Origin of the sequence: Actinomyces ruminicola (assembly GCF_900103885.1) — a bacterium.
In the GTDB taxonomy this organism is placed as follows: Bacteria; Actinomycetota; Actinomycetes; order Actinomycetales; family Actinomycetaceae; genus Actinomyces; species Actinomyces ruminicola.
The window spans coordinates 52,189-76,865 of record NZ_FNIM01000005.1; the positions used below are offsets into that span (position 1 = coordinate 52,189).

Below are 24,677 nucleotides of genomic sequence, written 5' to 3' on the forward strand. Positions count from 1 at the left end.
GACCGCATGATTCCAACGATTGTTATGACGCCGTTCGTCGTGAGCGACCCGTTTATGCCGGATTCGGACATTCTCCCGGGGCAAGCGGCGCTCGGCCCGCGGCAGCCCGATCCTTTAGGCTCACCCCATGACCAGGATTGTGGCCGGGAGCGTCGGCGGCCGCCGCATCGATGTGCCCGCGGGCGGCACGCGCCCCACCTCCGAGCGGGTGCGCGAGGCGCTGTTCGGCCGCCTCGAGCACTACGGCGTCGTGGGCGACGCGCGCGTGCTGGACCTGTGCGCCGGCTCCGGCGCGCTCGGCCTGGAGGCGGCCAGCCGCGGAGCCACCGATGTGACCCTAGTGGACGCCTCCCGCCGAGCCACCCGCGTGTGCGATGCCAATATCCGCGCCCTCGGCCTGCGCGGGGTGCGCAGCGTGACCGCCAAGGTGGAGGCCTTCCTCTCCGGGGCGGCGGGCGCGCCGGTCGACCTGGTCCTGCTCGACCCGCCCTACGACGTCGACGAGACCACCCTGGCGGCGATGCTGGCACCACTCCCCCGCCGTCAGGACCCGTGGCTGGCGGCGGGCGCGGTCGTGGTGGTCGAGCGCTCCTCGCGCTCCCCCGAGCCGTCCTGGCCCGTGGGCCTACGCCGCTTCTCCACACGCAAGTACGGGGAGACCACACTCTGGTTCGCCGAGCCCGACGACGACGGCGCCACGTCCGGTGAAGAGCCCGCCGCACGCTGAACCCTCTTGAGCCGGGGCCGGACCGATCCGGCCCGCTGGCCCCGCACCGGTGCGCGCCCGGCGCGTCAGGACCGCTCCAGGTAGGCGCCGGCCTCCTCGTCCAGCCGGTCGGCGATGGCGGCGGCCAGATCCCGATGCTCGGCCAGCATCGGGTCGGCGGCGACGACCGCCTCCGCCTGCTCTCGCGCCCGGGCGATGAGCGCACCGTCTCGGGCCACGCGCAGCAGGTCCAGGTCGCTGCGCCTGCCCGACTGGGCCGCTCCGAGCACATTGCCCTCGCTGCGCAACTCCAGATCGGCCTCCGCCAGCTTGAAGCCGTCGCTGATGTCCCCGAAGGCCTTGAGCCGGTGGTATGCAGGGCTGCCGACTTCCACCCCGGTCACTGCCACGCACACGGATTCGCGCTCACCGCGCCCCACCCGCCCGCGCAGCTGGTGCAGCTGGGACAGGCCGAAGCGGTCGGCGTCGAGGATGACCATCATGGAGGCCGTCGGCACGTCCACGCCCACCTCCACCACGGTGGTGCACACCAGCACCGGGGTGCGCCCGGAGATGAAGTCCGCCATGGCGGCGTCCTTCTCGGAGGCGCTCATCCGACCGGTCAGGGTGCCGATGCCTACGCCCGCGAGCGCGGGCTCGGCGGCCAGGCGCTGAGCCCAGTCGACGACGGCGGCGAGCGGCCGCGCCGGGAGCGCGTCCTCCGGGAGGTCTCCGGTCTCATCCAGGAGCACGCTCACGGGCGGGTCCGGCGTCTCCTGGTCCGCCTCGGTGTCGTCGGCGTCGATGCGCGGACACACCACGTACACCCGCCCCCCGGAGGCGACCTCCTCGGCGGCACGTTTCCATATGCGCGCCACCCAGGGCTCCCGCTCCCAGGGGACCAGGCGGGTGGTGACGGTGGTACGGCCGGCGGGCAGCTCATCCAGCACTGCGGTGTCCAGGTCCCCGAAGACGGTCATGGCGATCGTGCGCGGTATGGGCGTTGCGGTCATGACCAGCAGATGCGGGGTGCGCTGGGAACCGGTTGCGGGATCGGTGACACCGCCGCGCTCGCGCAGGGCGTCGCGTTGGGCCACGCCGAAGCGGTGCTGCTCGTCGACGACGATTAGCCCCAGGAAGGGGATCTGCACGGTCTGGGAGAGCAAGGCGTGGGTGCCGACCACGATGGTCGGCTCCCCGCCGGCCAGTTCGGCCAGTAGCTGGCGGCGCTCGGCGGTCGAAGTGGAGCCGGTCAGCAGGCGGACGCGGGTGGCGCGCGGTGCGCCGTCGAGCATGCCCGCACGCCCGAGCGGCCCCAGCAGGGCCTCCAGGGAGGCCCGGTGCTGAACGGCCAGGATCTCTGTGGGGGCCAGCAGGGCGGCCTGCCCGCCAGCGCCGACCACCTGCAGCATGGCGCGCAGCGCGACCAGGGTCTTGCCGGATCCGACGTCGCCCTGAAGCAGCATCTGCATGGGGACGGTGGAGTTCAGGGCCTCGGCAAGCCGGTTGCCCACCCGCGCCTGCCCGGCGGTGAGGGTGTACGGCAGGGCGGCGTCCAGGTCGGCCAAAAGAGAGTCCGCCCCGGGAACCGGCCAGGCGACGGCGGTGTGCTCGGCGGCGTGCTGGACGCGCCGCTGCACGAGTGCCGTCTGCAGCACGAATGCCTCCTCGTGGCGCAGGCGGCGGCGGGCCGCGCGCCACTGGGAGGCCTCCTCGGGGGTGTGCACCCATTTGTAGGCGGTGTAGGCGTCGACAAGCCGGTCGGCGGAGCGCACCGACTGCGGCAGTGGCTCGGGAACGTCGTCCGGGGTGATCTGGTCCAGGACGGTGCGCACGGCTCGGGCCACCATCCAGGAGGGCATGGACTCGGTGGCCGGGTAGATGGGCATGGGGCGGGCCAGGAGTGCCTCGCGCTCGGCCTCGTCGAGCTCGTCGAGCACCTGAAAGCGTGGGCTGGCAAGCTGCCTGCGACCGTGGTGCAGCCCGACCTTGCCCTGCAGCAGCACGGTGGCGCCGGGAGCCAGCTGCTCGGCCTGATGCTTGACCAGGCCGACATTGCCGAACATGACCACGTCCATGGTGGAGGCCCCATCGGTGACGGTGGCCTCCAGTAGGGCGGGCGGCTTCCCGGAGCGGGTGCGGCGGGCGGCGGCGCGCACGACCTGCGCCTGGATGGTGGCCTGCTCACCGTTACCGAGGGTGCGCAGGTCGGTCAGATCCCCCCAGGTGTCGTAGCGACGCGGGAACAGGCGCAGCAGGGCGCGGGGCGTGGTCACTCCCTGCTTGGCCAGCTGGGCGGCGGTGGCCTTGCCCAGGATCCGGTTGAGCGGACGCTCGAGCAGGGGGACGGCACCGCGCCGTCCTGAGCGCTCGGTAGCTGCGGGTGTCATGAGCGGCGCTCACCCGATGGCGATCAGTACATCGGGGGTCACCTGCGCGCCCGCGTGGATGACGACCTCGATGCCGTCGGAGAAGAAGCCTCGCCGCTCGGTGTAGCGGGCGACGGCCGCGGCCGCCATGGCGCCGACGTCGGGCAGGGCGTCTCGGCCGAGAATCACGGTGACCAGTTCGTCGTCGGGGCGTAGCGCTGCGGTGAGCGCGGCGGCGACGGCGTCGGCCTCGGCGTCCGTCCCGGCCAGGGCGGTGGTGCGCACCGCTGCGGCGACGCTCCCGGCGCGAGTGGCCAGCTCCCCCAGTTCGGCGCGCTCGGTCTGTCCGGCTACGGCGACGGCGGCCGCCAGGACCCGCGCCTCGTCGTCGGTGTCGCATACGAGCAGGCGCACGCCGTCGGGGACGGTGCGGGCGGCCTCGCCGTCCCCGGCGCCGCGCACGGAGGAGACGGCGGAGCGGGCGGCCAGGAAGCGAGCCGCCTCGTGGGCGCTGGCGGCGGCCTGCGGATCGCACGGCAGGACGATGGCCTGGGCGGCGCCGATGTCGCCGGCGGCGCGGACAATACCGTCGCGTTCGGGGTTCAGTACCACCACGGCGCCGGTGCGGGCGAACTGCTCGATGAGGCCGGGGGCGCGGGTGCAGGCGATGACGCCTACGCGCCGCATGCTGAAAGGCTCGGCATCCGCTCCACCCCCGGCCGCCCCGGGGGTGGGCTGCGGGCCGCTCCGGGGGCGGCGGGCGGCTAGCCGCTCGAAGGAGACGACGCGACCGTCGTCGAGGCCGGAAGTGGGCAGGGGCGGCTCGTCGGCCTCCCAGGCGGGGGCGACGGCGAGCGCCGTCGGGTGCAGGTGGTGCACGCAGACCTGCCGGGCGCGGCCGCGGCGGGGCAGGGCGGCGCGGGGGGTGTCGGTGTGGACGTGGACCTGGAACATGCCCACGCCGAGCGCGTCGGGGGTACCGACCACGCCCACGGAGTCGCCGATGGTCTCCAGGTGGCGGCGCAGCTCGGCGGCCTGGGACGCGGTGGCCTCCAGGAGGTACATGACCTCGAACTCTCCGGTGGAGAAGGGCGCCTCGCCGTCGCGGGCGACGCCCCCGTGGGTGGCGCCGGCGACGAGGTCGTCCAGCATCTGCCGGGCCACCCGGGTGTACGGGAATCGCGGGAGCGGAGGGGTGTCAACTAAAGGTGCGGCCCCGCCGACCGGGCCCGCGGGGGCGATCCGCCCCGCCTGGGACGCCGTCGCCGACGCCGGGGACGCGGCGGCGCCGGCGTCAATGGTGTCCGACAAGCAGGTGTACATGAGCATGAGGGCCGCGCCGCCGGCGTCAACGGCGCCATGTCCGAGGCCCGCGGTCTCCACCACACTCTCCTGGGCGCCGAAGGCGGCGGAGGCGGCGACCGCGGAGATGCTCGCCGGGGCGGCGGCGGTCGACTCCTCCAGGGCGCTGCGGGCGCTTGCGGCGGCGTCCTGGGCGACGGTCAGCAGCGTGCCGGTCACGGGCCGGGACACGGCGCTCCAGGTGGTGACGGCGATGCGCTCGTAGGCGTGGACGAGTTCGACGGGGCGCAGCGCGGCGGGGTCGGGAGCCTGGGCGCACACATCTGCGAGGGCGGCGAGCACCTGGGAGATCAGCAGGCCGGAGTTGCCGCGGGCGCCGCGGACGGCGCCGTCGGCGGCGGCGCGGGCGGCCTGGGCGAGGTCGCCGCCGGGGGGAAGGAGCGCGAGGGCGTCGCAGGCGGAGCGGACGGTGAGCAGGACGTTGGTTCCGGTGTCGGCGTCGGGCACGGGGAAGACGTTGAGGGAGTCGACCAGGTCCCGGGTGGACTCCGCCACCGTCCGGGCGGCGTCCAGCCAGGCCCGCAGCAGCGGCGCGGTTATGGCCGGTGCCGGTGTGCTCGCGTCCGCGGGCGTGCCTATAAGGTCTGCCACGCCTCTCCTTCCCAGTGCTCGCGTGCTGCCGATTCACGTCGGCGGGCGCTCGGCTACGGGAGCTCGCGCCCGCAGCTGCGGATCCGCTGGGGCCAGATTAACGGGTGCGGTATGTTTCGCGCTTCCGCGCGCGACGCGGCGTGTGCCCGAGCCCATACCCCGTCGGCTTGGGGCGACGGGCGGATTCCGATAAGGTGCTGGGGTTGCCCGCGACCCGTGTCGCCGGGCGGTAGACCCGGCGCCGGGCAAAGGGCCCGCGCGCTTACACCAAGAAGATTCAGGAGTGGAACCGTGGCTGCTGTGTGCGACGTCTGCGGCAAGGGCCCCGTCTTCGGCAAGAGCGTCTCGCACTCCCATGTGCGGACCAGCCGCCGGTGGAACCCGAACATTCAGCGTGTACGTGCTCTCGTGAACGGCACCCCCAAGCGCCTCAACGTGTGCACGTCCTGCCTCAAGGCCGGCAAGGTGACGCGCAACATCTGAGCGCGTCCCGCTTCGGCAGGGCATCCGAGGCCGCCGTCCCGCATCTGCGGACGGCGGCCTTTCACTTTGCTCACTTCGTCAGCCCCTTCCCTCGCCGAGATCGGTAGAAGTAACGTGCCGAAATCGGTAGATATGGCGGCGGGGCCGGACATCTACGCCCTGAAGTGATCCCAGCCGAGTTGCTCGGGCACGCGCCCGCCGAGCAGCACGCCCGCCTCCTCGCCCACCCGCCGGGCGCGCACGGCCCCGATCACGCGCGCCGACGTCGGCAGCTCCCGGACCGCCGTCGGCGCAAAAGTGGCGAGCAGGCCATGATCCTCTCCCCCGGTCAGCACCCATTGCCGCGCCAGCGCCCGCGCGGCCGCAGCATCCTCCCGCAGCATCCCGGCCACCGGCTCCAGCGCGGCCAGGTCGGCGGACAGGCCGACTCTCCCGGCCCCGGGGGCGTCATCCGGCTCGGCAATCTCGACGACGACGCCGCTGGCTCGGGCGATCCGGCCGGCGTCTCGCAGCAGCCCGTCGGACACGTCCAGCATGGCAGTGGCTCCGGCGTCGGCCAGCGCCGGGCCTGCGCTCAGGGGCGGGGAAGGTGCCCGGTAAACGGCGATGCACTCCGAGGCGATCCCGGTACGGGCGGTGGCCGCGGCCTCGCCCGACCCGCCGGCGCGGTCGTCCAGGCCCGCCTGCAGCAGCGCGAGTCCGGCGGCCGAGCGTCCCAGCGTTCCCACATGGACGACGACGTCGCCTGCTCGGGCGCCCGAGCGCAGCACCGGACGGCGGCCGCCCAGGTCGCCGTGGACGGTGACGGCGATCACCACCCGCTCCCCGACGCTGAGGTCGCCACCAACCACGCCCGCCCCCGTGCCGCGGCACGCGTCGGCGAAGCCGCGGGCCAGGTCCTGCACCCAGGCGACGGGGGTAGTGCGGGGCAGCACCAGGCTGACCACCAGCGCCGTCGGGTGCGCCCCCATCGCGGCGATGTCGGCGAGGTTCTGTGCGGCGGCGCGCGCCCCGATGTCGCGAGCAGTGGACCAGTCGGTGCGGAAGTGCTCTCCCTGGACGAGCACGTCGGTGCTCACGCAGAAGCGGCCGTCCGGGGCGGCGACAACGGCGCAATCGTCCCCACTGGGCACCACCTCCTGCTCTGCCTGCGGCAGCAACGGGGTGAAGGCCGCCAGCAGTGCCTCCTCCCCCAACTCACCGACGGCGGCCCCCGGCGTACAGCCGCCCGCGGACGCCGGCCCGCCGTCGTCGGCGCCCTCAGCGATTGACATCGGTGGGGCGCTCCAGCGCGAGCTCGATCAGCTCGGTGACCAGGTCGCGGTAGGCCAGCCCGGAGACCTGCCACATGTAGGGGTACATGGAGAAGGGGGTGAAGCCGGGCATGGTGTTGACCTCGTTGACGATGGCCTCCCCGCCCGGGGTGAGGAAGAAGTCGACCCGGGTCAGCCCCTCACCGCCGATGGCGATGAAGGCCTCGGCGGCCCGGCGCATGAGCAGCTCGCGCGATTCCGGGGCGATCCGGGCGGGGCACACCATGGCGACGGCGTCGTGGGCGAGGTACTTGGTCTCGTAGTCGTAGAACTCGCCGGCGCCGTGGGCGGCGTCCATGACGATCTCGCCGGGCTCGGCCACGCGGGGGGCGTCGTCGCCGTGGCCGGCGAGGACGGCGACCTCGATCTCACGGCCGGCGATGCCGGACTCGACCAGCACCTTGGGATCCACCTCGCGGGCGGCCTCGATCGCCGCCTCCAGGTCGGCGAGGTGCTCCACCCGGGTGATGCCCAGGGAGGAGCCGGCGCGGGCGGGCTTGACGAACAGGGGGCGGGCCAGGTCCGCACATTCGGCCAGGACGGCGTCCTTATCCCGGCGCCACCGGTGCGGCTCCACCAGCACGTGCGGGGCGGTGGGGATGCCCGCGGCCTGCAGCAGCACCTTGGTCACCTGCTTGTCCATGCCGGCGGCGGAGGCGAGCACGCCGCAGCCCACATAGGGCAGACCCAGCATCTCCAGCATGCCCTGAATGGTCCCGTCCTCACCGTAGGGGCCGTGCAGCAGCGGCAGGACGACGTCGACGGCGCCGAGGACCTGGGGGCCGGTGGGGGTGATGGCGGTGAGGCTTCCGCCGCCCAGCCGCATGGCCAGTTCGCCGCGGCCGAGCCCGCCTGTGGTGATCTCCACCGGGGGGCGGTCGTCGTTCAGGCGCAGCGCGTCGGGGTCGTCATCCACCAGCACCCACTGTCCCTGCCGGGTGATGCCGACCGGCAGCACGTCGTAGCGGTCCCGGTCAATGGCGTCCAGCACGCCGGCCGCGGTGGCGCAGGAGATGGTGTGCTCACCGCTGCGCCCGCCGAAGACGACGGCGACCCGTGGCTTGCGGGCGCTGCCACCGGCCGGGGATTCCGGGCCCGGCGGAGTAGCCGACGACGAGGGCGCGCGCGTGGAGTCCGCGTTTTCACCGGTACTGACTGCGCCTGTGACATTGAGGGCCGACATGGTGGCAACGCTACCGCGACCAGGCGGTTTTCACCGTGAAGCCGCGTTACGGAGTCGGCCGTGCAAAACCGCGACGAGCTCCGTCGCGGGTCTCCCGCTAGGCATCACCACCACCGCTTCCGTATGATTGGCATCACATACATGCTTCACCCGAGGTCAGGAGACGCCATGAAACGCTCATGCCCGCTTCCCCGCACCCGTCGCGCACTCATCCCCGCCCTGGCTCTGCTGCTGACCGGCGCAATCACCCTGGGCGCCTGCGGGTCCGGCTCCGGGACCGACACCGCCTCCGCAGGCGCATCCTCCCCAGCCGCGTCCACCGATTCGGGCGACGTCACCGCCTCCGCTGCGGCAACCGACGACGCCTCGTCGTCGCAGTCGCCGACCGCCTCCCAGACGCCGACCACCACCGGCTCACTCATCCAGGAGGAGACCAGCCCGTCCGGTGCGCCCGCCTGGGGCACCGGCGCGGACGGTCAGGCGGCGGCCGCGGGCTCGGAGTTGATTATCTCCGGGGTGCGCATCGGCTCCCACGACGACGAGGACTACTCCCGCTTCGTGGTGGAGTTCTCCGGCGAGGGCACACCGGGCTGGTCGGCGCAGTGGACCGACCAGGCCCACACCCAGGGCAAGGGCGACCCCATCGACGTCAGGGGCGACTTCACCCTGGTGATTACCGGCACCGGGGTCACCATGCCGATCAGTGAGGAGCAGCAGGCGGTGGCGTACACCGAGCCGGTGCGCTTCGACTTCGACGCCGTCGGCGATGACGAGGGCATCGAGGAGGCCTACCTCGATCTGGCCTTCGAGGACCAGTTCCAGGTGGTGCTCGGCACCGACTCGCAGACCTACCGGATCTTCACGCTGACGAACCCGACCCGCCTGGTGATCGACGTGGCCGACGACGACACCAACGACGACTGACGACGGGCCCATACCGCTTCGACCTCTCGCGACGGAGATCATCGTTCGCGGGGTGATTCGTCGTGGGGACGAGGTCCTCCTTGTCCAAAGCACGGGCGCTTCCTGGTGGTTCCTCCCCGGCGGGCACCTTGAGAGCGGCGAATGCTTGTCGCAGTGCCTGGTGCGCGAGCTCATCGAGGAGGCCCAGCTCGAAGTCACCGACCTGCACGGGTTTGGCTTCATCGAGCACTCATACACGGACGACACCGGCAGCCATCATGAGCTGAACGTCTTGATCCAGGCCGCATCCGTCGGCGAGGTCGGTGCCGTGGAGGATCATCTGACCTTCCGCTGGTTCCCGGTGTCCATGCTCTCTACGCTCGACGTACGCCCCGAAGGTGTCGCCGCAACACTGCAACAGGGAGGCCCGATCGGCCGGCTCGTGGTCGGCAATGGGGGCACATAGCACGAGCGTGTTCAGGCGCCACTCCCCCTGGTTCGCGGCGAACGACGGTTCGTACCTTCGCGTCAGGGTTCGTATGTTCTGGTCAGCGATTCGCACCTTCTTGTGACGGTTCGTACGGTGGGGGTACGTACCGTCGCCGGAAGTGCCGAAGCGTTGGCGCCAAGTGACGAACCGTCGTCGTTGGTGACGAACCGTCGTCATCGACCGGAGAAGCCCGGACACGGGAACTCTGTTTTTGCGCAACTGAGCAGACGGAGCCCTAAACCCGGTCACGCAATTACGACCGATCTCGGTACGTAACTTCTACCGATCTCGGCCTTTCAGGCGAGCGGCGCGGCGTTGACGCCCTCGGCCTTGCGGGGGCGGGACAGCAGGGCGTCGTTGACCTCCTCCACGGTGGCGGCCCCCTCGACGACGGCGACCACCCCGGCGGTGATGGGCATGTCCACCCCGTGCGCGGTCGCCAGGTCGAGCACGGCACGGGCGGACTTGGCGCCCTCGGCGACCCCGCGCGAGGCGGCCGCCGCCTCGGCCACGCTCATGCCCTCGCCCAGGCGCCGCCCGAAGGTCTGGTTGCGCGACAGCGGCGAGGAGCAGGTGGCCACCAGGTCACCCATGCCGGCCAGGCCCGCGAAGGTCTCGGGGTTCGCCCCCAGCGCGATCCCCAGGCGGGTGATCTCCACCAGCCCGCGGGTGATGACAGTGGCCTTGGAGTTGTCTCCGAAGCCGCGTCCGGCGGTGATGCCGACGGCCAGCGCGATCACGTTCTTCACCGCGCCGCACAGCTCCACACCGAGCACGTCGGTGTTGGTGTAAGGACGGAAGGTGCCGGTCGCGCACAGGGCGGCTACCCGTGCCGCCACCGCCTCATCGGCCGCGGCCACCACGGTGGCGGTGGGCTGGCCTGCGGCGATCTCATCGGCCAGGTTCGGCCCGGAGATCACGGCGATGCGAGAGGCGGGCAGGTCGAGCGCCTCGGCGATGACCTGGCTCATGCGCAGGCCCGTGCCGGCCTCGACCCCCTTCATCAGGGAGACGACGATCGCGTCGTCGTCCAGGGCGCCGCGCAGCGGGGCCAGCACGCTCCGGGCGGTCTGCGCGGGCACCACCGCGACGACGAGCCCGGCTCCGGCGACGGCCGCGCGTATGTCCGTGGTGGCCGTGACGGTCTCCGGCAGGCGGATGCCGGGAAGGTAGCGGGTGTTGGTACCGGCGTTGATCTCCTCGGCCAGCTCCGGGCGACGGGCCCAGACGACGGCGGGCGTGCCCGCCTGGGCCAGCAGGCGGGCGAAGGTGGTGCCCCACGCGCCGGCACCGATGACGGCGGCCCGGCGTGCGGGCTCCTGCGGCTGGGCAGCGGCGGTGGCGGTCATGACTGGTGCTCCTCACCGGAACCGTCACCGGTCACAGGGCCCTCTGAGCTGGCCGCGGAGCCGCCGGCGCCGTCGTCCGGGTCCGCGGGCGGCATCGGCGGATCGGGGCGGCGCACGCCGATATTGCCCTTGCCCGGGTCGCCGTCGTACTTCATGTCGAAGGGGCGGGGGGCCTTCTCTCCGCGCAGCTGCTCGACCAGTTCGGTAATGCGCCGCATGATCTCGGCGGTGGCGGCGCGCACGGCGTCCCGGTCGGAGATGTCCGAGCCGTACTCCGTCAGGTGGAAGGGCTTGCCGATCAGGACGTTCACGTCCTTGCGGGGGAAGGGGCGGAAGCCGCCGCCGTAGGCGCCCAGGACGTTCTGGGCTCCCCACTGGCCGATGGGCAGCAGGGGCGCGCCCGTGCGCATGGCCAGGCGGGCGGCGCCGGTCTTGCCGGTCATGGGCCACTGCAGCGGGTCGCGGGACAGGGTGCCCTCGGGGAAGATCATGACCGGGTCACCGGCCCGCAGCCGCCGCTCGGCCTCGACCAGGGAGTTGCCGGCGTCGGCCGAGTCCCGGTACACGGGAATCTGCCCGCCGGCGCGGAAGACGTGCCCGAGAATGGGGATCTCGAACAGCTGGGACTTGGCCAGCGAGTAGATGGGTACGTCCTCGTCCACGAGCGCCCGCATGGCCGTGAGCGGGTCCAGGTTGGACAGGTGGTTGGCGACCGCGATGAAGCCGCCCTCGCGGGGGATGTTCTCCGCGCCGGTCACGTGCTGCTTGGAGACCGCCTTGAGAAACGGAATGATCGCGCCCCTGGCCGCGAAGCGGTAGAAGGGGGTCATGCGTCGTGTGTTGGACACATCGGCACTCTACCCACTCCCGGCAGGCCCGGTGGAAGGATGACCGCGGGCCGAACTAGCTATCGGCGCAGGCGGGCTCTGTGCCGGACCCGCTCCCGGGCCGGGCGGATCTGCCGCCCCGGGTCAGGCCAGGCGGGTGACGTTGGCGTCCAGCGCGGCGAGCTTGCTCATGAAGTGCTCGTAGCCGCGGTCGATGAGGTTCACGCCCTCGACGCGGCTGGTGCCCTCCGCGGCGAGCGCCGCGATCAGGTGGGAGAAGCCGCCGCGCAGGTCGGGCACCACGATGTCGGCACCGTGCAGGGGCGTGGGACCGGAGATGACGGCGGAGTGGTAGAAGTTGCGCTGCCCGAAGCGGCAGGCGGTGCCGCCCAGGCACTCCCGGTACACCTGGATGGTGGCGCCCATCTTGCGCAGGGCGCCGGTGAAGCCGAAGCGGTTCTCGTACACGGTCTCGTGGACGATGGACAGGCCCTCCGCCTGGGTCAGGGCGACGACGAGCGGCTGCTGCCAGTCGGTCATGAACCCGGGGTGGACGTTGGTCTCCACCACGATGCTCTTGAGGTCGCCGCCGGGGTGGTAGAAGCGGATGCCGTCCTCGCGCACGTCGAAGGCTCCGCCGACCTTGCGGAAGATGTTCAGGAAGGTGGTCATGTCGCTCTGGTGGGCGCCGTGGACGAACACGTCACCGTGGGTGGCCAGCGCCGCCGAGGCCCAGGAGGCCGTCTCAATGCGGTCGGGCAGGGCACGGTGGTTGTAGCCGACGAGCTCGTCCACGCCCTCGACGTGGATGGTGCGGTCGGTGTCCACCGAGATGACGGCGCCCATCTTCTGCAGCACGTCCACCAGGTCCATGATCTCGGGCTCGACGGCGGCACCGCGCAGCTCCGTCAGCCCCTCCGCGCGCACGGCCGTGAGCAGGGTCTGCTCGGTGGCGCCGACGGACGGGTAGGGCAGGTCGATGACGGTGCCGTGCAGCCCGTCGGGTGCGGTCAGCCGGATGCCCTGGGGCTGCTTGTCCACGATCGCGCCGAAGCCGCGCAGGATGTCCAGGTGGAAGTCGATGGGGCGGTCCCCGATGCGGCAGCCGCCCAGGTCGGGGATGAAGGCCTCCCCCAGCCGGTGCAGCAGGGGGCCGCAGAACAGGATCGGGATGCGGGAGCTGCCCGCGTGGGCGTCGATGTCGGCCATGTGGGCGCTCTCGACCTTGGAGGGGTCCAGGCGCAGGACGCCCTCGGCCTGGTCGTAGTCGACGCTCACCCCGTGCAGGGAGAGCAGGCCGGAGACGACGTCGACGTCGCGAATGAGCGGCACGTTGTGCAGGACGGAGGGCGTGGTACCCAGCAGGGCGGCGACCATCGCCTTGGGGACGAGGTTCTTGGCGCCGCGGACGGTGATTTCACCGTTGAGCGGGCGCCCGCCCTCGACCTGGAGCAGACCGTCGACCATGCAAACCTCCGAGCAATCGGGTGAAGACCGGACGCCGTAGGTTGCGGACGTCCGCCGCGCCGGGCGCGGACGGTCTCAGCATAGGCGGGCGGGCCGCGGCTGGAGGCATCCGCGGCCCGCTCACAGCGAACCGGGGCGTGGCCTTCAACTCACCGGTGCGGCGGCGAGCGACGACGCGAGCAGGTAGCTCAGGCTCCCGGACGCAGGAAGGGGTAGCCGACGGGCACGGGCATGTCCGTAGCCCGTGCGGGCGTGACCGCGACGGCGGGCTCGTGGCGGGCGGGCAGGGTGCGTGGCTTGAAGGCCGGGCGAGCATCCTCGTAGGCGCGGATGGCGTCCTCGTGGGTGAGGGTGAGCGAGATGTCGTCCAGGCCCTCCATGAGGGTCCAGCGCACGTAGTCGTCGATCTGGAAGGTGGTGCGGAAGGAGCCCGCCTCGACGGTACGCCGCTCCAGGTCCACGGTGATCTCGGTGCCGGGCTCGGCTTCCAGGATCTTCCACAGCTGCTCGGCGTCCTCCTGGCTGATGACGCCGGCCACGAGCCCCTGCTTGCCGGCGTTGCCGCGGAAGATGTCGGCGAAGCGGGGGGCGAGCACCACCTTGAAGCCGTAGTCCTTCAGCGCCCACACGGCGTGCTCACGGGAGGAGCCGGTGCCGAAGTCGGGTCCGGCCACCAGCACGCTGGCGCGCTTGTAGGCGTCCTGGTTGAGGATGAAGTCGGCCTCGTTCGCCCGCCAGGAGGCGAACAGGGCATCCTCGAAGCCGGTGCGGGTGATGCGCTTGAGGTAGACGGCGGGAATGATCTGGTCGGTGTCGACGGCGCTGCGGCGCAGGGGGGCGCCGATGCCGGTGTGGCGGATGAACTTCTCCATGGCGTGCTTCTTTCTCAGGCAGTCGGCGGTACGGCTCAGGCGGCGCTGGCAGCCGGCAGGTCCGCGGGGGTGGACAGCGTGCCGCGCACGGCGGTGGCGGCGGCGACGACGGGCGAGACCAGGTGGGTGCGCCCGCCCTTGCCCTGACGCCCCTCGAAGTTGCGGTTCGAGGTGGAGGCGGCGCGCTCGCCGGGAGCGAGCTGGTCCGGGTTCATGCCCAGGCACATGGAGCAACCGGCGTTGCGCCATTCGGCGCCGAAGTCCTTGAACACCTGGTCCAGTCCCTCGGCCTCGGCCTGCAGACGGATGCGGGCGGAGGCCGGCACCACCAGCATGCGCAGGCCGGGCGCCTTGGTGCGGCCCCTGACGACCTCGGCGGCGGCGCGCAGATCCTCGATGCGGCCGTTGGTGCACGAGCCGAGGAAGACGGTGTCCACCTTGATGTCGCGCAGCGGAGTGCCGGGCCTCAGATCCATGTACTCCAGGGCGCGCTCGGCGGCGCGGCGCTGGGTCTCGTCGGCAATGTCCTCGGGGTTGGGGACGGCGGCGGAGATGGGCAGCCCCTGCCCGGGGTTGGTGCCCCAGGTGACGAAGGGCTCGATGTCGCGGGCCCTCAGGACCACCTCGGTGTCGAAGACGGCGTCGTCATCGGTGCGCAGCGAGCGCCAGTAGGCGACGGCGGCGTCCCAGTCCTCCCCCTCGGGGGCGTGCGGGCGGCCCTTGAGGTAGGCGAAGGTGGTCTCGTCGGGGGCGATCATGCCGGCGCGGGCGCCGGCCTCGATGCTCATGTTGCAGATGGTCATGCGGGCCTCCATCGACAGCTGCTCGATGGCGCGGCCGCGGTACTCGATGACGTGCCCCTGGGCGCCGTTGGTGCCGATCTTGGCGATGATGGCCAGGATGATGTCCTTGGCGCCGGACCCGGCGGGGAGGTCGCCGTCGATGAGCACGCTCATGGTCTTGAAGGGCGCGACCGGCAGGGTCTGCGTGGCAAGCACGTGCTCGACCTGGCTGGTGCCGATGCCGAAGGCGAGTGCCCCGAAGGCCCCGTGGGTGGAGGTGTGGGAGTCGCCGCACACCACCGTCATGCCCGGCTGGGTCAGGCCCAGCTGGGGGCCGACGGCGTGGACGATGCCCTGGTCGGCATCGCCGAGGGAGTGCAGGCGCACCCCGAACTCGGCGCAGTTGGCGCGCAGGGTCTCGATCTGGGTGCGGCTGGTGACGTCCGCGATGGGCAGGTCGATGTCCAGGGTGGGAGTGTTGTGGTCCTCCGTGGCCAGGGTCAGGTCGGGGCGGCGGACCTTGCGGCCGGCCAGGCGCAGCCCCTCGAAGGCCTGGGGGCTGGTGACCTCGTGGACCAGGTGGAGGTCGATGTAGAGCAGGTCGGGGGCTCCGTCAGTGCCCGGCGCGACGACGTGGTCACGCCAAACCTTCTGTGCCAGAGTCATTCCCATCGCTGCGCATCCTTTCCTGGGACGTTCCGCCCGGTGCCGAGGCGTGTTGCCGGAACCGATCAAAGACCGGGCGTTTTTCTGACTCCACGCTACTTGAAGTCTCAGCACTCGGAATGGCAGTATCAGATTATGGACACGTTGGGTGACATCGAAAACGGGAGCGGAGTTGGCGTCATCGACAAGGCCGCGCTGGTCATGAGCGCCCTGGAGGCCGGCCCGGCGACGCTGGCACAGCTGGTCACCACCACCCATCTCGCCCGGCCGACCGCGCACCGCATCGCCGTGGCGCTCGAGTTCCACCGCCTGCTCTCCCGCGACGCGCAGGGGCGCTTCATCCTGGGGCCGCGCCTGAACGAGCTCGCCTCCGCCGCCGGGGAGGACCACCTGCTGGCGGCCGCCGGCCCGGTGCTCGCGGCGCTGCGGGACAAGACGCACGAGTCCGCGCAGCTGTACCGGCGGCAGGGGGACGTCCGGGTGTGCGTGGCCAACGCCGAGCGCCCCATCGGCCTGCGCGACTCCATCCCGGTGGGGGCGACCATGTCCATGCAGGGCGGCTCCGGCGCACAGGTGCTGCTGGCTTGGGAGGAGCCGGATCGCCTGCACCGGGGGCTGGTGGGTGCGCGTTTCAACGCCACCATGCTCTCCGCCGTCCGACGGCGCGGCTGGGCGCAGTCCGTCGGCGAGCGCGAGCCGGGCGTGGCCAGCGTGTCGGCGCCGGTGCGCGGAGCCAGCGGCAAGGTCATCGCGGCCGTATCAATCTCGGGCCCGATCGAGCGCATGGGCCGCCAGCCCGGGCGCGTGCACGGCCCCGTGGTCGCCGCCGCGGCGCGCCGCCTGTCCGAGGTCCTGCGCAACAACGACGAGGGCTGACCCCGCCTCCCCCACTCGCCGAGATCGGTAGGAGTTACGTGCCGAGATCGGTAGAAGTCACGTGCCGAGTTCGGTCGGCACCTTCAGGGGCACGCACCCCCGCGGTGGGCGCGCTTCCCCTTAGACTCCCTCTCATGCGTAGGACCCTGCTCGTCACCAACGACTTCCCGCCCGTTGTAGGCGGTATCCAGTCCTACCTGGATGACTACACCCGGCGCCTGCCCGCCGCCGATCTCACCGTCCTGGCCTCCACCCCGCCCGAGGGGCCCGCGGCCGCCGAGGCCTTCGACCGGGAGGCCGCCTTCGACGTGGTACGCATGCCCACCCACATGCTTCTGCCGACCCCGGACGTGCGCCGACGCATGCAGCAGCTGATCCGCGACCGCGGCATCGAAACCGTGTGGTTCGGGGCCGCCGCCCCGCTCGGCCTGCTGGGCCGCGCGGCGAAACAGGCCGGGGCCACCCGCGTGATCGCCACTACGCACGGCCACGAGGTCGGCTGGGGCATGGTGCCCGGCGCCCGCCAGGCGCTGCGCAGGATCTTCCGCGACGCCGACGTCGTCACTTACATCTCCGACTACACGCTCGGTGAGCTGCGTCGGCACCTGCCCGCTGGGCAGGAGGTGCTACGCCTGCCCAGCGGCATCGATGTCGACCGCTTCCGCCCCGACGCCGATGCGCGCGCCGCCCTGCGGGCCCGCTACCGATTGGGGGAGGCCCCCACGGTCGTATGCGTGTCCCGGCTCGTGGCCCGCAAGGGACAGGACTCGCTGATTGCCGCCTGGCCGCGGGTGGTCGAGCAGGTGCCGGACGCACGTCTCGTCGTCGTCGGCTGGGGTCCTTACGCGAAGAAGCTTGCGCTGCTGCGCCGCTCCTCTCCGGTGCGCGAGGCGATCATCCTCACCGGCAAGGTTCCCTACGAGGAGCTGCCGGGGCACGTAGCGATGGGTGACGTGTTTGCGATGCCCTGCCGCACGCGTGGGAAGGGGCTCGACGTCGAGGGGCTCGGCATTGTCTTCCTTGAGGCCTCCGCCGCCGGCCTGCCGGTGATCGCAGGCACCAGCGGCGGGGCCCCGGAAACCGTTGTGGAGGGCGTAACCGGCAACGTCGTCAACGGCCGAGACGAGGATGCACTGGTCACGGCCCTGGTGCGCCAGCTGACGGATCCAGAGCTGCGGGCGCGCATGGGGGCGGCCGGGCGCTCCCTCATGGTCGAGAAGTGGACCTGGCCGGGCCTGGTCGCCAGCCTGGTGGAGGCCATCGACGCCCGGTGAGGGCATGTCACCAGATACAGACGCCACTTACCGCTACACCCCACCAACAGCGATGCAGCCGGTCCTGACACCGCTCCTCATTGGTGTCGGTCCCGGCACGTCACTCGCGCAGGTCCCGGCGTGTTACTGGTGCCGGGCACGCAGCTCAGCGATGGCGGCCTCGAAGTCTTCCAGCGAATTGAATCCCGAGTAGACGGAGGCGAAACGCAGGTAGGCGACCTCGTCCAGTTCGCGCAGCGGCTCGAGAATCGCCAGGCCCACCTCATGAGAGTCGACAATGGCGTGCCCGGAACCGCGAATGGTCTCCTCGACCTTGTGCGCCAGCAGGGCGAGCTGATCGTCGGTGACCGGACGCCCCTGGCAGGCGCGGCGCACGCCCCGGATGACCTTCTCGCGAGAGAAGGGCTCGGTGGCGCCGGAACGCTTACGCACCGACAGGCTCGCCGCCTCGATGGTGGTGAAGCGGCGCCCACACTTGGTGCACTGGCGCCGACGCCGGATCGAGGAACCGTCCTCGGAGGTGCGGGAGTCGACCACGCGCGACCCGCTGTGCTGGCAGAAAGGACAGCGCATGCCGACCACCTCCGGTTCTCCTCGTCACTTATACGAATCGGAGATTATGCGTACTGCGCAGGGTCCGCAAGCGCTTCACCGGCCCAGCGGGACGATCGTCAGCCTGCCGGGACGACAAGCGTCTGCCCAGCCTGCAAGGTGGAGCTGGTCAACCCGTTCAGATCGACGATCTGCGCCATGACCTCGTTGACATCACCGGCACCGGTGGCCACGGCGATGTCCCACAGGGACTGACCGGACTGCACGGTGGCGATGGTGGTCTCGACCGGCGCAGACTGGAATCCGGAGAGCACAATGCCGCCCGCCACCACGAGCACCGCCGCCAGGACAAGAGCGCCGATGATGAGGAGCAGACGCACGACGGCGGGCAGGGGTGCCGCAGCCTTACGCCCGGGACGGGCCGCCTCCGCCGGATTCTCCGATACGACCGGGACGGCGAGCGGCCGCGCGCGCCGTGGGGTGACCGGGCGCCGAGTCGGCTCCAGCGGACTAGGAACTGCCGACGCAGCACCGCCGGTCACTAGCCGCAGTCGGGGACGGCGCGAGGCGTCCGCCAACGCGTCATCGCGTTCAGCGGCGGGCGCCACAGCCCCGCCCGATACGCCTGGAACCACGGACAGCCTGGAGGCCGGCCCGTCCTCGGCGGATACCAGCCGAAGTCGCGGCGGCAGTGGGACGGCGAGCGCGCTCATGAAACCCTCCTAGAACACACGTTCGACGAACGTCTGTTCGATAGATTACCGGTTCACAGCCGACACGTCCAGAGCGTTTTCGAACACATGTTTGAGTGCTCGGACGATCGGCCGTAGTCTTGACAAGACAAGGCCATCACGGGCCACCGACATGAATTCGGGCTCCTTAACCGGCACCCGGCCACCCGGCCGCCGGCAGCCCGGGGAACGAGGGACAGGCGATGAGCGCAACCACCCGTCCGGCGGGCCACCGCGGCGTGAGCACGGCAACCGATCCCACGGCCACCTACGTAAGCCCCTCGCCGGCAGACCTGCAGTCTCTGGACCCGCGCGCCCGAGCCGTCTACGAGTCGGTGCGCGAGGCGGTCGCCGCGCGCGGCTATCCCCCCTCCATGCGGGAGATCGGCGCCCAGGTGGGCCTGACCAGCCCCTCCTCGGTCAAGCATCAACTCGACAAGCTCGAGCGCCTCGGCCTGGTGCGGCGCGACCCCAACCGGCCGCGTGCCCTGGAGATCGTTGAGCCCGCCGCCGAGCCGGACATCGTCGCCCCCGTCTCCCCCTCCGCGCCGGAGCCGTCGTTGCCCGTGCTGCCCGGCGTCGCCGACGGCGAGGCGGTGGCCGTGCCGCTGGTGGGACGCATCGCAGCCGGCTCACCGATCCTGGCCGAGCAGGAGGTTGAGGACGTGCTGGCACTCCCCCGCCGTCTGACCGGCGACGGTGAGCTGTTCATGCTGGAGGTGCACGGCGACTCCATGATCGACGCCGCCATCTGCGACGGCGACTGGGTGGTCGTGCGCGCCCAGCCGGACGCGGAAAACGGCGATGTCGTCGCCGCGATGGTCGAGGACGTCGACGGCGCCTCCGCGACAGTCAAGGTGCTCTCCCGCAAGGACGGGCACCAGTGGCTGCTGCCGCGCAACCCCGACTACGCTCCCATCCCGGGGGATCAGGCGACGATCATGGGCAAGGTCGTCACCGTGCTGCGGGCTCTGTAGACAATGGTGGAGGGGCCGACCCCATCCGGGGTCGGCCCCTCCACCATTCGACCGCGGCGGGATCAGTAGCCCAGGCCGCGAGCCACCTCACGCAGACGCTCGGCGGAGGCGGTCAGCCGGTCGCGCTCGTCGAGCGTGAGCGGCAGCTCCAGCCGCCGCCCGGCGCCCTCGCGGCCGACGATGGTCGGCACCGCCATGCACACGTCGGAGATTCCGTGCCAGTTGTCCAGCAGCGGGGAGATGGTGAGCACGCGCTGCTCGTCGTTGAGGATGGCCCCGATGATGCGGGAGACCGCCAGGCCGACGGCGTAGTTGGTCGCACCCTTGCCCTCGATGATGCGGTAGGCGGAGCGGACCACGTCGTGGGCGATGCGGTCGCGCTTGGCCTGGTCGAACACGCCGCCGTCAAGGGTCTTGCCCCACTGCGTGATCGGCACGCCGCCGATCTCGGTGGAGGACCACAGGGCGACCTCCGAGTCGCCGTGCTCGCCGGCGATGTAGCCGTGGATGTTCTGGGTGGCGGTGCCGGTCTCCAGGGAGACGAGGTACCGCATGCGAGCGGTGTCCAGAACGGTGCCGGAGCCGAAGATCTGGTTCTCGGGCAGCCCGGTGATCTTCTTGGAGCAGTAGGTGACCACGTCGACCGGGTTTGCGACCATTACGAAGATGGCATTCGGCGCCACCTCCACCAGCTTGGGCAGGATCTTCTCCATGATGCCGACGGTCGCGCCGGCGAGTTCCAGGCGGGACTGCCCGGGCTTCTGCTTGGCGCCCGCGGTGACGGCAATGACGTCCGCGTCGCGGCAGATCTCCGGGTCGTCCGACCCGGACACGGCCCCGGCGGAGGTGAACTGGATGCCCTGGGCGATGTCGAGGGCCTCGGCCTCGACCTTCTCCTTGACGATGTCCTGCAGGACGATCTCCCGTGCCACGCCCTTGGTGACGCAGGCGTAGGCGAGCGTGGAGCCAACCGCGCCGGCGCCGATGATGGCGACCTTGGAAGGACGGCCGGAGCGGGCCGTGGGGTATGAACCTTGCGCGCTGTTGGTGATCGTGGAATCTGACACTGTGTTCCTCCGTATCTGGACGGTTGTCAGGATTTGGTGAGTTGGCCCACCCAGGGCCAAGGGTACGCGGTCGTTCCCGGCGCCGCACGAGTACGAGAGAATTCGCCTCCATCCGGCTTCACTGCCCGGCAGCCAGCCGACCCAGCGCCCCAAGGACGACGTCGCGGTCCCGGGTGGGCCACAGCGGCGGCATGGAGCGAGCCAGGAAGGCGCCGTAACGGGCCGTACGCAGCCGTGGATCGAGGACGGCCACGACGCCGCGGTCGTCCGCCCGCCGCACGAGTCTGCCCGCGCCCTGGGCCAGCAGCAGGGCGGCGTGGGTGGCCGAGACGGTCATGAAGCCGTTGCCGCCCGCGGCCGTGACGGCCTCGCTGCGCGCCTGGGATACCGGGTCGTCGGGCCGGGGGAAGGGGATGCGGTCGATCACCACCAGCCGGCAGGTGCGCCCGGGCACGTCCACGCCCTGCCACAGCGACAGAGTCCCCACCAGACAGGCGTCCTCGTCGGCCGCGAAGGCCTCCACCAGGGTGGGCAGCCGGTCCTCCCCCTGCGCATAGACGGTGAGGCCGGTTCGCTCGCGCAACACCCCAGCCGCCTCCTCGGCGGCCCGCCGGGAGGAGAACAGCCCGAGCATGCCGCCGCGGCTGGCCTCGGCAAGCGCCACCACCTCCTCCAGTGCCGCCTCGGAGATCCCCATCCCGGGGCGGGGCAGGTGGGTGGGGGTGTAGAGGATCCCCTGGCGCGCGTAGTCGAAGGGGGTGCCGACGTCTACGCCCTCCCAGTCGGCGTCGGCGAGCGTGAGCCCGAGCGTCGCCGCCATGGGGTTGAAGCTGCCCCCCAGGGCGAGGGTGGCGGAGGTGAGCACGGCCGCCCGGTCCGCCAGGAGCGCATCCGCCACCGAGCCCGCCACGTCAATGGGCGACAGTGTCAGCCTGGGCGGCTCCGCGCCCAGGCGCGGCCGCTCCACCCAGGCGACGTCGCGTCGTTGGGCCACCGAGTCGGAGGTCATGCGCTCGACGACGTCGGTCATGTCCGCGACGGCGGTGCGGGCCAGCGCCACGGCTCCGGCGTCGCCGCTCGCCGAGGCGGGCCCGGCCGCCTTGGCGGCCTCGCGCACATCGGTGAGCACCTGCCGGCAGGCGGCCTCCAGCAGGGTCAGGGCGTCCGCGAGCGCGGGCGGCAGCCCTTCGGTCAGGCGTCCGTCGGGCAGCTCCGCCAGGGCCAGCTGCAGGTTCTGCCCGGCCTCCTCCAAGTCGGTGACGACGACGCCGGCATGCCGACGGGCGGTGGCCGCCACGCGGGCCACCGCCGTGGCCGACAGGCTCACCGTGCCCTGGGAGCGCACTCGGTCGGCCAGCTCATGGGCCTCGTCGACCACCAGCACCTCGTGCTCGGGCAGTACCCCGGGGTTTCCGGCCGCGGCGATGCCGAGCATGGCGTGGTTGGTGACCACCACGTCGGCCTCGGCGGCCGCGGCGCGGGCGAGCACGGGGAAGCACTCGTCATGCAGGGGGCAGCTGGTGCCCAGGCACTCTGCGCCGGTCACCGAGACCTGTGCCCAGGCGCGGTCGGACACACCGGGGACCAGGTCGTCCCGGTCGCCGGTCTCGGTGTCGGCGGCCCACTCGCGCACGCGCACAACCTGCTCACCGAGGCTCTGCTCGGTGCCCTCACCAACGCGGGCGCGGGGCGTGGCCTCCGCGGCCGAGAAGAGGGTGTCGGAGTCGTCGTCGGGGTAGCCGCCGGCGAGGCGGTGGCGACACAGGTAGTTCTGCCAGCCCTTGAGCAGGGCGACGCTGGGCCGGACGCCGGTGGTGCGTTCGACGGCGTCGGCGGCCAGCGGCGCGTCCTTGATGAGCACCTGGCGCTGCAGGGCGAGGGTGGCGGTGGACACGACGGCGCGCTCGCCGGCTTCGACGGCATGCACCATGGCGGGCACCAGGTAAGCCAGGGACTTGCCGGTGCCGGTGCCGGCCTGCACGAGCAGGTGGCTGCGGGTGGCGATGGCGCGGGAGACGCACCGAGTCATCTCCGCCTGTCCGTCCCGCGGGCTGCCACCGAGGGCGGTCACGGCAGTGGCCAGCGCCTCCTGGGCGCGCTCCTCCTCGGGGCCGGCGGAGGTACTCCCGGTGGCATGGGCCGTACCCGTCCCGGCGGCCGCGGCGGTGGGCGCCGCCGTATCGCCCACGGTTCTCATCCGGCGTCGACGGCGGCCAGCTCGGCCGCCAGGGCGGCGTCGACGCGCGCGACCACGTGGGTGCCGTCCTCGACGTACTCGACGGTGTCGATGTCGCCGTCGGCGTGGACGCGGGAGACCAGGTCCCCGCGCGAGTAGGGGACGACGACGTCCACTGCCACCTCCGGTCGCGGCAGCATGGCCTCGACGCGCTCGCGCAGCGCCGGCAGCCCCTGGCCGGTGCGTGCGGAGACCACGGCCGCGTCGGGCAGGCGGGTGCGCAGGGCGGCAAGGGTGACGGCGTCGGCGAGGTCGGCCTTGTTGAGCACGATCAGCTCGGGCACGTCCATGGCGCCGGGGATGTCGGCCAGGACGGCGTGGACGGCCACGATCTGTCCGAGCGGGTCGGGGTGGGCGGCGTCGACTACGTGCAGGAGGACGTCCGCCTCGGCGACCTCCTCCAGGGTGGAGCGGAAGGCCTCGATCAGCTCGTGCGGCAGGTTGCGCACGAAGCCGACTGTGTCGGTGAGGGTGTAGATGCGTCCGTCGGCTGCCTCGGCCTTGCGGACGGTCGGGTCCAGGGTGGCGAATAGGGCGTCCTGCACCATGATGCCGGCGCCGGTGAGGGCGTTCATGAGGGAGGACTTGCCGGCGTTGGTGTAACCGGCGATGGCGACCGAGGGGATGGGGCCGCGGCGCCGCGAGCCGCGCTTGACCTCCCGGGAGGGGGCCATGGCGCGGATCTCGCGGCGGAGCTTGGCCATGCGCTGGCGGATGCGGCGGCGGTCCAGCTCGATCTTGGTCTCACCGGGCCCGCGCGAGCCGATGCCCTGGCCGCCGGCGACGCGCCCGCCGGCCTGCCGGGACATGGACTCGCCCCAGCCGCGCAGGCGCGGCAGCAGGTACTCCAGCTGGGCCAGCTCCACCTGGGCCTTGCCCTCGCGGGACTTGGCGTGCTGGGCGAAGATATCCAGGATCAGCGCGGTGCGGTCCACGACCTTCACGCCCACCACGTCCTCCAGGGCGCGCCGCTGGGAGGGGGCCAGCTCGCCGTCGACGATGACCGTGTCAGCCCCGTTGTCAGCGATCATTTCGGCCAGTTCCTTGGCCTTGCCGGACCCCAGGTAGGTGGCCGGGTCGGGGTGGTCGCGGCGCTGGATGAGGGCGTCGAGCACCTCGGAACCGGCGGTCTCGGCCAGGGCAGCGAGTTCGCGCAGGGAGGTCTCGGCGTCCTGGGATCCGGCCGCGCCGTTGGGACCGACGAAACCGGAGCGGCCCGGGACCGGGTGCGCACCGGAAACGGGCAGTTCGAGACCGACCAGGACCACGCGCTCCAGCCGGACCTGCCGGTACTCGACCTCACTGACGTCCTCCAGCTCGGTGGACAGCCCGGCCACACGACGGGTGGCGGCGCGGGCCTCGCGCTCCAGGGCACCGGCGTCGGCGGCGTCGCCGTAGTCGGCGCGCCCGGCGGTGGAGGCCAGGGCGGTGCCGGCGCGGGAGCGGACCCGGGACGCGAGCGCCGCTGCGGGGTCGTCGGCGGCTACGGCGGGCGCGTCGTCGCGAGCGGCGTCGTTGTCGGCGGTGACGGCGGAGTCGGCGGAGTGGCTGAGATGCTGAGTGTTTTCCATGCGGGCTCAGATCCTACTGCCTGGACACTT

The 24,677-nt window shown here is 71.9% G+C and carries 21 protein-coding genes; 7 read left to right on the forward strand and 14 right to left on the reverse strand.

Going from position 1 to position 24,677, the window contains the following annotated elements:
- The first annotated feature begins 127 nt into the window (after positions 1 to 127).
- On the forward strand, positions 128 to 727 hold the full coding sequence (gene rsmD, locus BLR49_RS05925) for a 16S rRNA (guanine(966)-N(2))-methyltransferase RsmD (protein ID WP_092534936.1): 600 nt from the start codon (positions 128 to 130) through the stop codon (positions 725 to 727).
- A gap of 65 nt (positions 728 to 792) precedes the next feature.
- Here the strand turns inward: rsmD and BLR49_RS05930 are convergent, their stop codons facing one another.
- Together BLR49_RS05930 and BLR49_RS05935 are read right to left on the reverse strand one after the other, a co-directional pair.
- On the reverse strand, positions 793 to 3,096 hold the full coding sequence (locus BLR49_RS05930; RefSeq protein WP_092534939.1) for an ATP-dependent DNA helicase RecG: 2,304 nt from the start codon (positions 3,094 to 3,096) through the stop codon (positions 793 to 795).
- A gap of 9 nt (positions 3,097 to 3,105) precedes the next feature.
- Positions 3,106 to 5,028 carry a DAK2 domain-containing protein gene (locus tag BLR49_RS05935; protein ID WP_245690501.1) on the reverse strand — a complete coding sequence of 641 codons (1,923 nt, stop codon included), beginning with the start codon at positions 5,026 to 5,028 and terminating at the stop codon, positions 3,106 to 3,108.
- Between the two features lie 291 nt (positions 5,029 to 5,319).
- Here BLR49_RS05935 and rpmB point away from each other — a divergent pair, with 291 nt between their 5' ends.
- Positions 5,320 to 5,511: a 50S ribosomal protein L28 gene (gene rpmB, locus BLR49_RS05940; protein WP_073327266.1), complete on the forward strand. Its 192-nt coding sequence runs from the start codon at positions 5,320 to 5,322 to the stop codon at positions 5,509 to 5,511.
- 152 nt (positions 5,512 to 5,663) lie between these two features.
- Here the strand turns inward: rpmB and BLR49_RS05945 are convergent, their stop codons facing one another.
- Both BLR49_RS05945 and BLR49_RS05950 read right to left on the reverse strand, forming a co-directional pair.
- Positions 5,664 to 6,785, reverse strand: a complete 1,122-nt coding sequence (locus BLR49_RS05945) for a thiamine-phosphate kinase (RefSeq protein WP_092534942.1) — start codon at positions 6,783 to 6,785, stop codon at positions 5,664 to 5,666.
- Positions 6,772 to 8,007: a D-alanine--D-alanine ligase family protein gene (locus BLR49_RS05950; RefSeq protein ID WP_092534945.1), complete on the reverse strand. Its 1,236-nt coding sequence runs from the start codon at positions 8,005 to 8,007 to the stop codon at positions 6,772 to 6,774. Before BLR49_RS05950 ends, BLR49_RS05945 begins: the two co-directional genes overlap by 14 nt.
- Positions 8,008 to 8,175: 168 nt before the next feature.
- On the opposite strand from BLR49_RS05950, the gene BLR49_RS13860 reads away from it, so the two are divergent.
- Positions 8,176 to 8,931: an AMIN-like domain-containing (lipo)protein gene (locus tag BLR49_RS13860; RefSeq protein WP_092534948.1), complete on the forward strand. Its 756-nt coding sequence runs from the start codon at positions 8,176 to 8,178 to the stop codon at positions 8,929 to 8,931.
- Between the two features lie 52 nt (positions 8,932 to 8,983).
- Positions 8,984 to 9,376, forward strand: coding sequence for an NUDIX domain-containing protein (locus tag BLR49_RS05960; protein ID WP_176765794.1), 393 nt, complete (start codon positions 8,984 to 8,986; stop codon positions 9,374 to 9,376).
- A gap of 320 nt (positions 9,377 to 9,696) precedes the next feature.
- On the opposite strand, the gene BLR49_RS05965 is transcribed toward BLR49_RS05960, so the two are convergent.
- The 5 genes from BLR49_RS05965 to leuC form a co-directional block, all read right to left on the reverse strand.
- A complete protein-coding gene (locus BLR49_RS05965; RefSeq protein WP_092534954.1) occupies positions 9,697 to 10,749 on the reverse strand; it encodes an NAD(P)H-dependent glycerol-3-phosphate dehydrogenase in 1,053 nt (350 codons plus the stop codon).
- Positions 10,746 to 11,579 carry a lysophospholipid acyltransferase family protein gene (locus BLR49_RS05970; RefSeq protein ID WP_092534957.1) on the reverse strand — a complete coding sequence of 278 codons (834 nt, stop codon included), beginning with the start codon at positions 11,577 to 11,579 and terminating at the stop codon, positions 10,746 to 10,748. The genes BLR49_RS05965 and BLR49_RS05970 overlap by 4 nt, the downstream gene beginning before the upstream one ends.
- Positions 11,580 to 11,720: 141 nt before the next feature.
- Positions 11,721 to 13,043 carry a UDP-N-acetylglucosamine 1-carboxyvinyltransferase gene (gene murA / locus BLR49_RS05975; RefSeq protein WP_092534960.1) on the reverse strand — a complete coding sequence of 441 codons (1,323 nt, stop codon included), beginning with the start codon at positions 13,041 to 13,043 and terminating at the stop codon, positions 11,721 to 11,723.
- 188 nt (positions 13,044 to 13,231) lie between these two features.
- Positions 13,232 to 13,915 (reverse strand): 3-isopropylmalate dehydratase small subunit, encoded by a 684-nt coding sequence (gene leuD, locus BLR49_RS05980; protein ID WP_092534963.1) that lies wholly within the window; start codon positions 13,913 to 13,915, stop codon positions 13,232 to 13,234.
- Positions 13,916 to 13,950: 35 nt separating this feature from the next.
- Positions 13,951 to 15,369, reverse strand: coding sequence for a 3-isopropylmalate dehydratase large subunit (gene leuC, locus BLR49_RS05985; RefSeq protein WP_092534966.1), 1,419 nt, complete (start codon positions 15,367 to 15,369; stop codon positions 13,951 to 13,953).
- Positions 15,370 to 15,498: 129 nt separating this feature from the next.
- Between leuC and BLR49_RS05990 the strand changes: the two genes are divergently transcribed.
- Positions 15,499 to 16,239, forward strand: a complete 741-nt coding sequence (locus BLR49_RS05990; protein WP_092534969.1) for an IclR family transcriptional regulator — start codon at positions 15,499 to 15,501, stop codon at positions 16,237 to 16,239.
- 134 nt (positions 16,240 to 16,373) lie between these two features.
- On the forward strand, positions 16,374 to 17,513 hold the full coding sequence (locus tag BLR49_RS05995) for a glycosyltransferase family 4 protein (RefSeq protein WP_092534972.1): 1,140 nt from the start codon (positions 16,374 to 16,376) through the stop codon (positions 17,511 to 17,513).
- A gap of 123 nt (positions 17,514 to 17,636) precedes the next feature.
- Here the strand turns inward: BLR49_RS05995 and nrdR are convergent, their stop codons facing one another.
- Together nrdR and BLR49_RS06005 are read right to left on the reverse strand one after the other, a co-directional pair.
- Positions 17,637 to 18,086, reverse strand: a complete 450-nt coding sequence (gene nrdR / locus BLR49_RS06000; RefSeq protein ID WP_092535161.1) for a transcriptional regulator NrdR — start codon at positions 18,084 to 18,086, stop codon at positions 17,637 to 17,639.
- A 98-nt stretch (positions 18,087 to 18,184) separates the two neighbouring features.
- Positions 18,185 to 18,778: a LysM peptidoglycan-binding domain-containing protein gene (locus BLR49_RS06005; protein WP_092534975.1), complete on the reverse strand. Its 594-nt coding sequence runs from the start codon at positions 18,776 to 18,778 to the stop codon at positions 18,185 to 18,187.
- Positions 18,779 to 18,999: 221 nt separating this feature from the next.
- On the opposite strand from BLR49_RS06005, the gene lexA reads away from it, so the two are divergent.
- Entirely contained in the window at positions 19,000 to 19,773 is a 774-nt protein-coding gene (gene lexA / locus BLR49_RS06010; RefSeq protein WP_092534978.1) for a transcriptional repressor LexA, read from the forward strand.
- A gap of 62 nt (positions 19,774 to 19,835) precedes the next feature.
- Here lexA and BLR49_RS06015 read toward each other — a convergent pair whose 3' ends face one another.
- The 3 genes from BLR49_RS06015 to hflX form a co-directional block, all read right to left on the reverse strand.
- Entirely contained in the window at positions 19,836 to 20,840 is a 1,005-nt protein-coding gene (locus tag BLR49_RS06015; protein ID WP_092534981.1) for an L-lactate dehydrogenase, read from the reverse strand.
- Between the two features lie 118 nt (positions 20,841 to 20,958).
- Positions 20,959 to 22,911 carry an ATP-dependent DNA helicase gene (locus tag BLR49_RS06020; protein ID WP_483860450.1) on the reverse strand — a complete coding sequence of 651 codons (1,953 nt, stop codon included), beginning with the start codon at positions 22,909 to 22,911 and terminating at the stop codon, positions 20,959 to 20,961.
- Between the two features lie 122 nt (positions 22,912 to 23,033).
- The gene (hflX, locus tag BLR49_RS06025) at positions 23,034 to 24,647 is read right to left on the reverse strand and encodes a GTPase HflX (RefSeq protein WP_092534987.1); all 1,614 of its coding nucleotides are present in this window, start codon (positions 24,645 to 24,647) and stop codon (positions 23,034 to 23,036) included.
- Between the last annotated feature and the right edge of the window lie 30 nt (positions 24,648 to 24,677).

Coding starts and splice junctions, on each gene's coding strand:
- nrdR (WP_092535161.1), bottom strand. CDS start 18,086: ATGCGCTGTCCTTTCTGCCAGCACAGCGGGTCGCGCGTGGTCGACTCC.
- hflX (WP_092534987.1), bottom strand. CDS start 24,647: ATGGAAAACACTCAGCATCTCAGCCACTCCGCCGACTCCGCCGTCACC.
- BLR49_RS05965 (WP_092534954.1), bottom strand. CDS start 10,749: ATGACCGCCACCGCCGCTGCCCAGCCGCAGGAGCCCGCACGCCGGGCC.
- BLR49_RS05990 (WP_092534969.1), top strand. CDS start 15,499: ATGGACACGTTGGGTGACATCGAAAACGGGAGCGGAGTTGGCGTCATC.
- BLR49_RS05995 (WP_092534972.1), top strand. CDS start 16,374: ATGCGTAGGACCCTGCTCGTCACCAACGACTTCCCGCCCGTTGTAGGC.
- leuC (WP_092534966.1), bottom strand. CDS start 15,369: ATGGGAATGACTCTGGCACAGAAGGTTTGGCGTGACCACGTCGTCGCG.
- BLR49_RS13860 (WP_092534948.1), top strand. CDS start 8,176: ATGAAACGCTCATGCCCGCTTCCCCGCACCCGTCGCGCACTCATCCCC.
- murA (WP_092534960.1), bottom strand. CDS start 13,043: ATGGTCGACGGTCTGCTCCAGGTCGAGGGCGGGCGCCCGCTCAACGGT.
- lexA (WP_092534978.1), top strand. CDS start 19,000: ATGAGCGCAACCACCCGTCCGGCGGGCCACCGCGGCGTGAGCACGGCA.
- leuD (WP_092534963.1), bottom strand. CDS start 13,915: ATGGAGAAGTTCATCCGCCACACCGGCATCGGCGCCCCCCTGCGCCGC.
- BLR49_RS06005 (WP_092534975.1), bottom strand. CDS start 18,778: ATGAGCGCGCTCGCCGTCCCACTGCCGCCGCGACTTCGGCTGGTATCC.
- BLR49_RS05950 (WP_092534945.1), bottom strand. CDS start 8,007: ATGTCGGCCCTCAATGTCACAGGCGCAGTCAGTACCGGTGAAAACGCG.
- BLR49_RS05930 (WP_092534939.1), bottom strand. CDS start 3,096: ATGACACCCGCAGCTACCGAGCGCTCAGGACGGCGCGGTGCCGTCCCC.
- BLR49_RS05970 (WP_092534957.1), bottom strand. CDS start 11,579: ATGACCCCCTTCTACCGCTTCGCGGCCAGGGGCGCGATCATTCCGTTT.
- BLR49_RS05945 (WP_092534942.1), bottom strand. CDS start 6,785: ATGTCAATCGCTGAGGGCGCCGACGACGGCGGGCCGGCGTCCGCGGGC.
- rsmD (WP_092534936.1), top strand. CDS start 128: ATGACCAGGATTGTGGCCGGGAGCGTCGGCGGCCGCCGCATCGATGTG.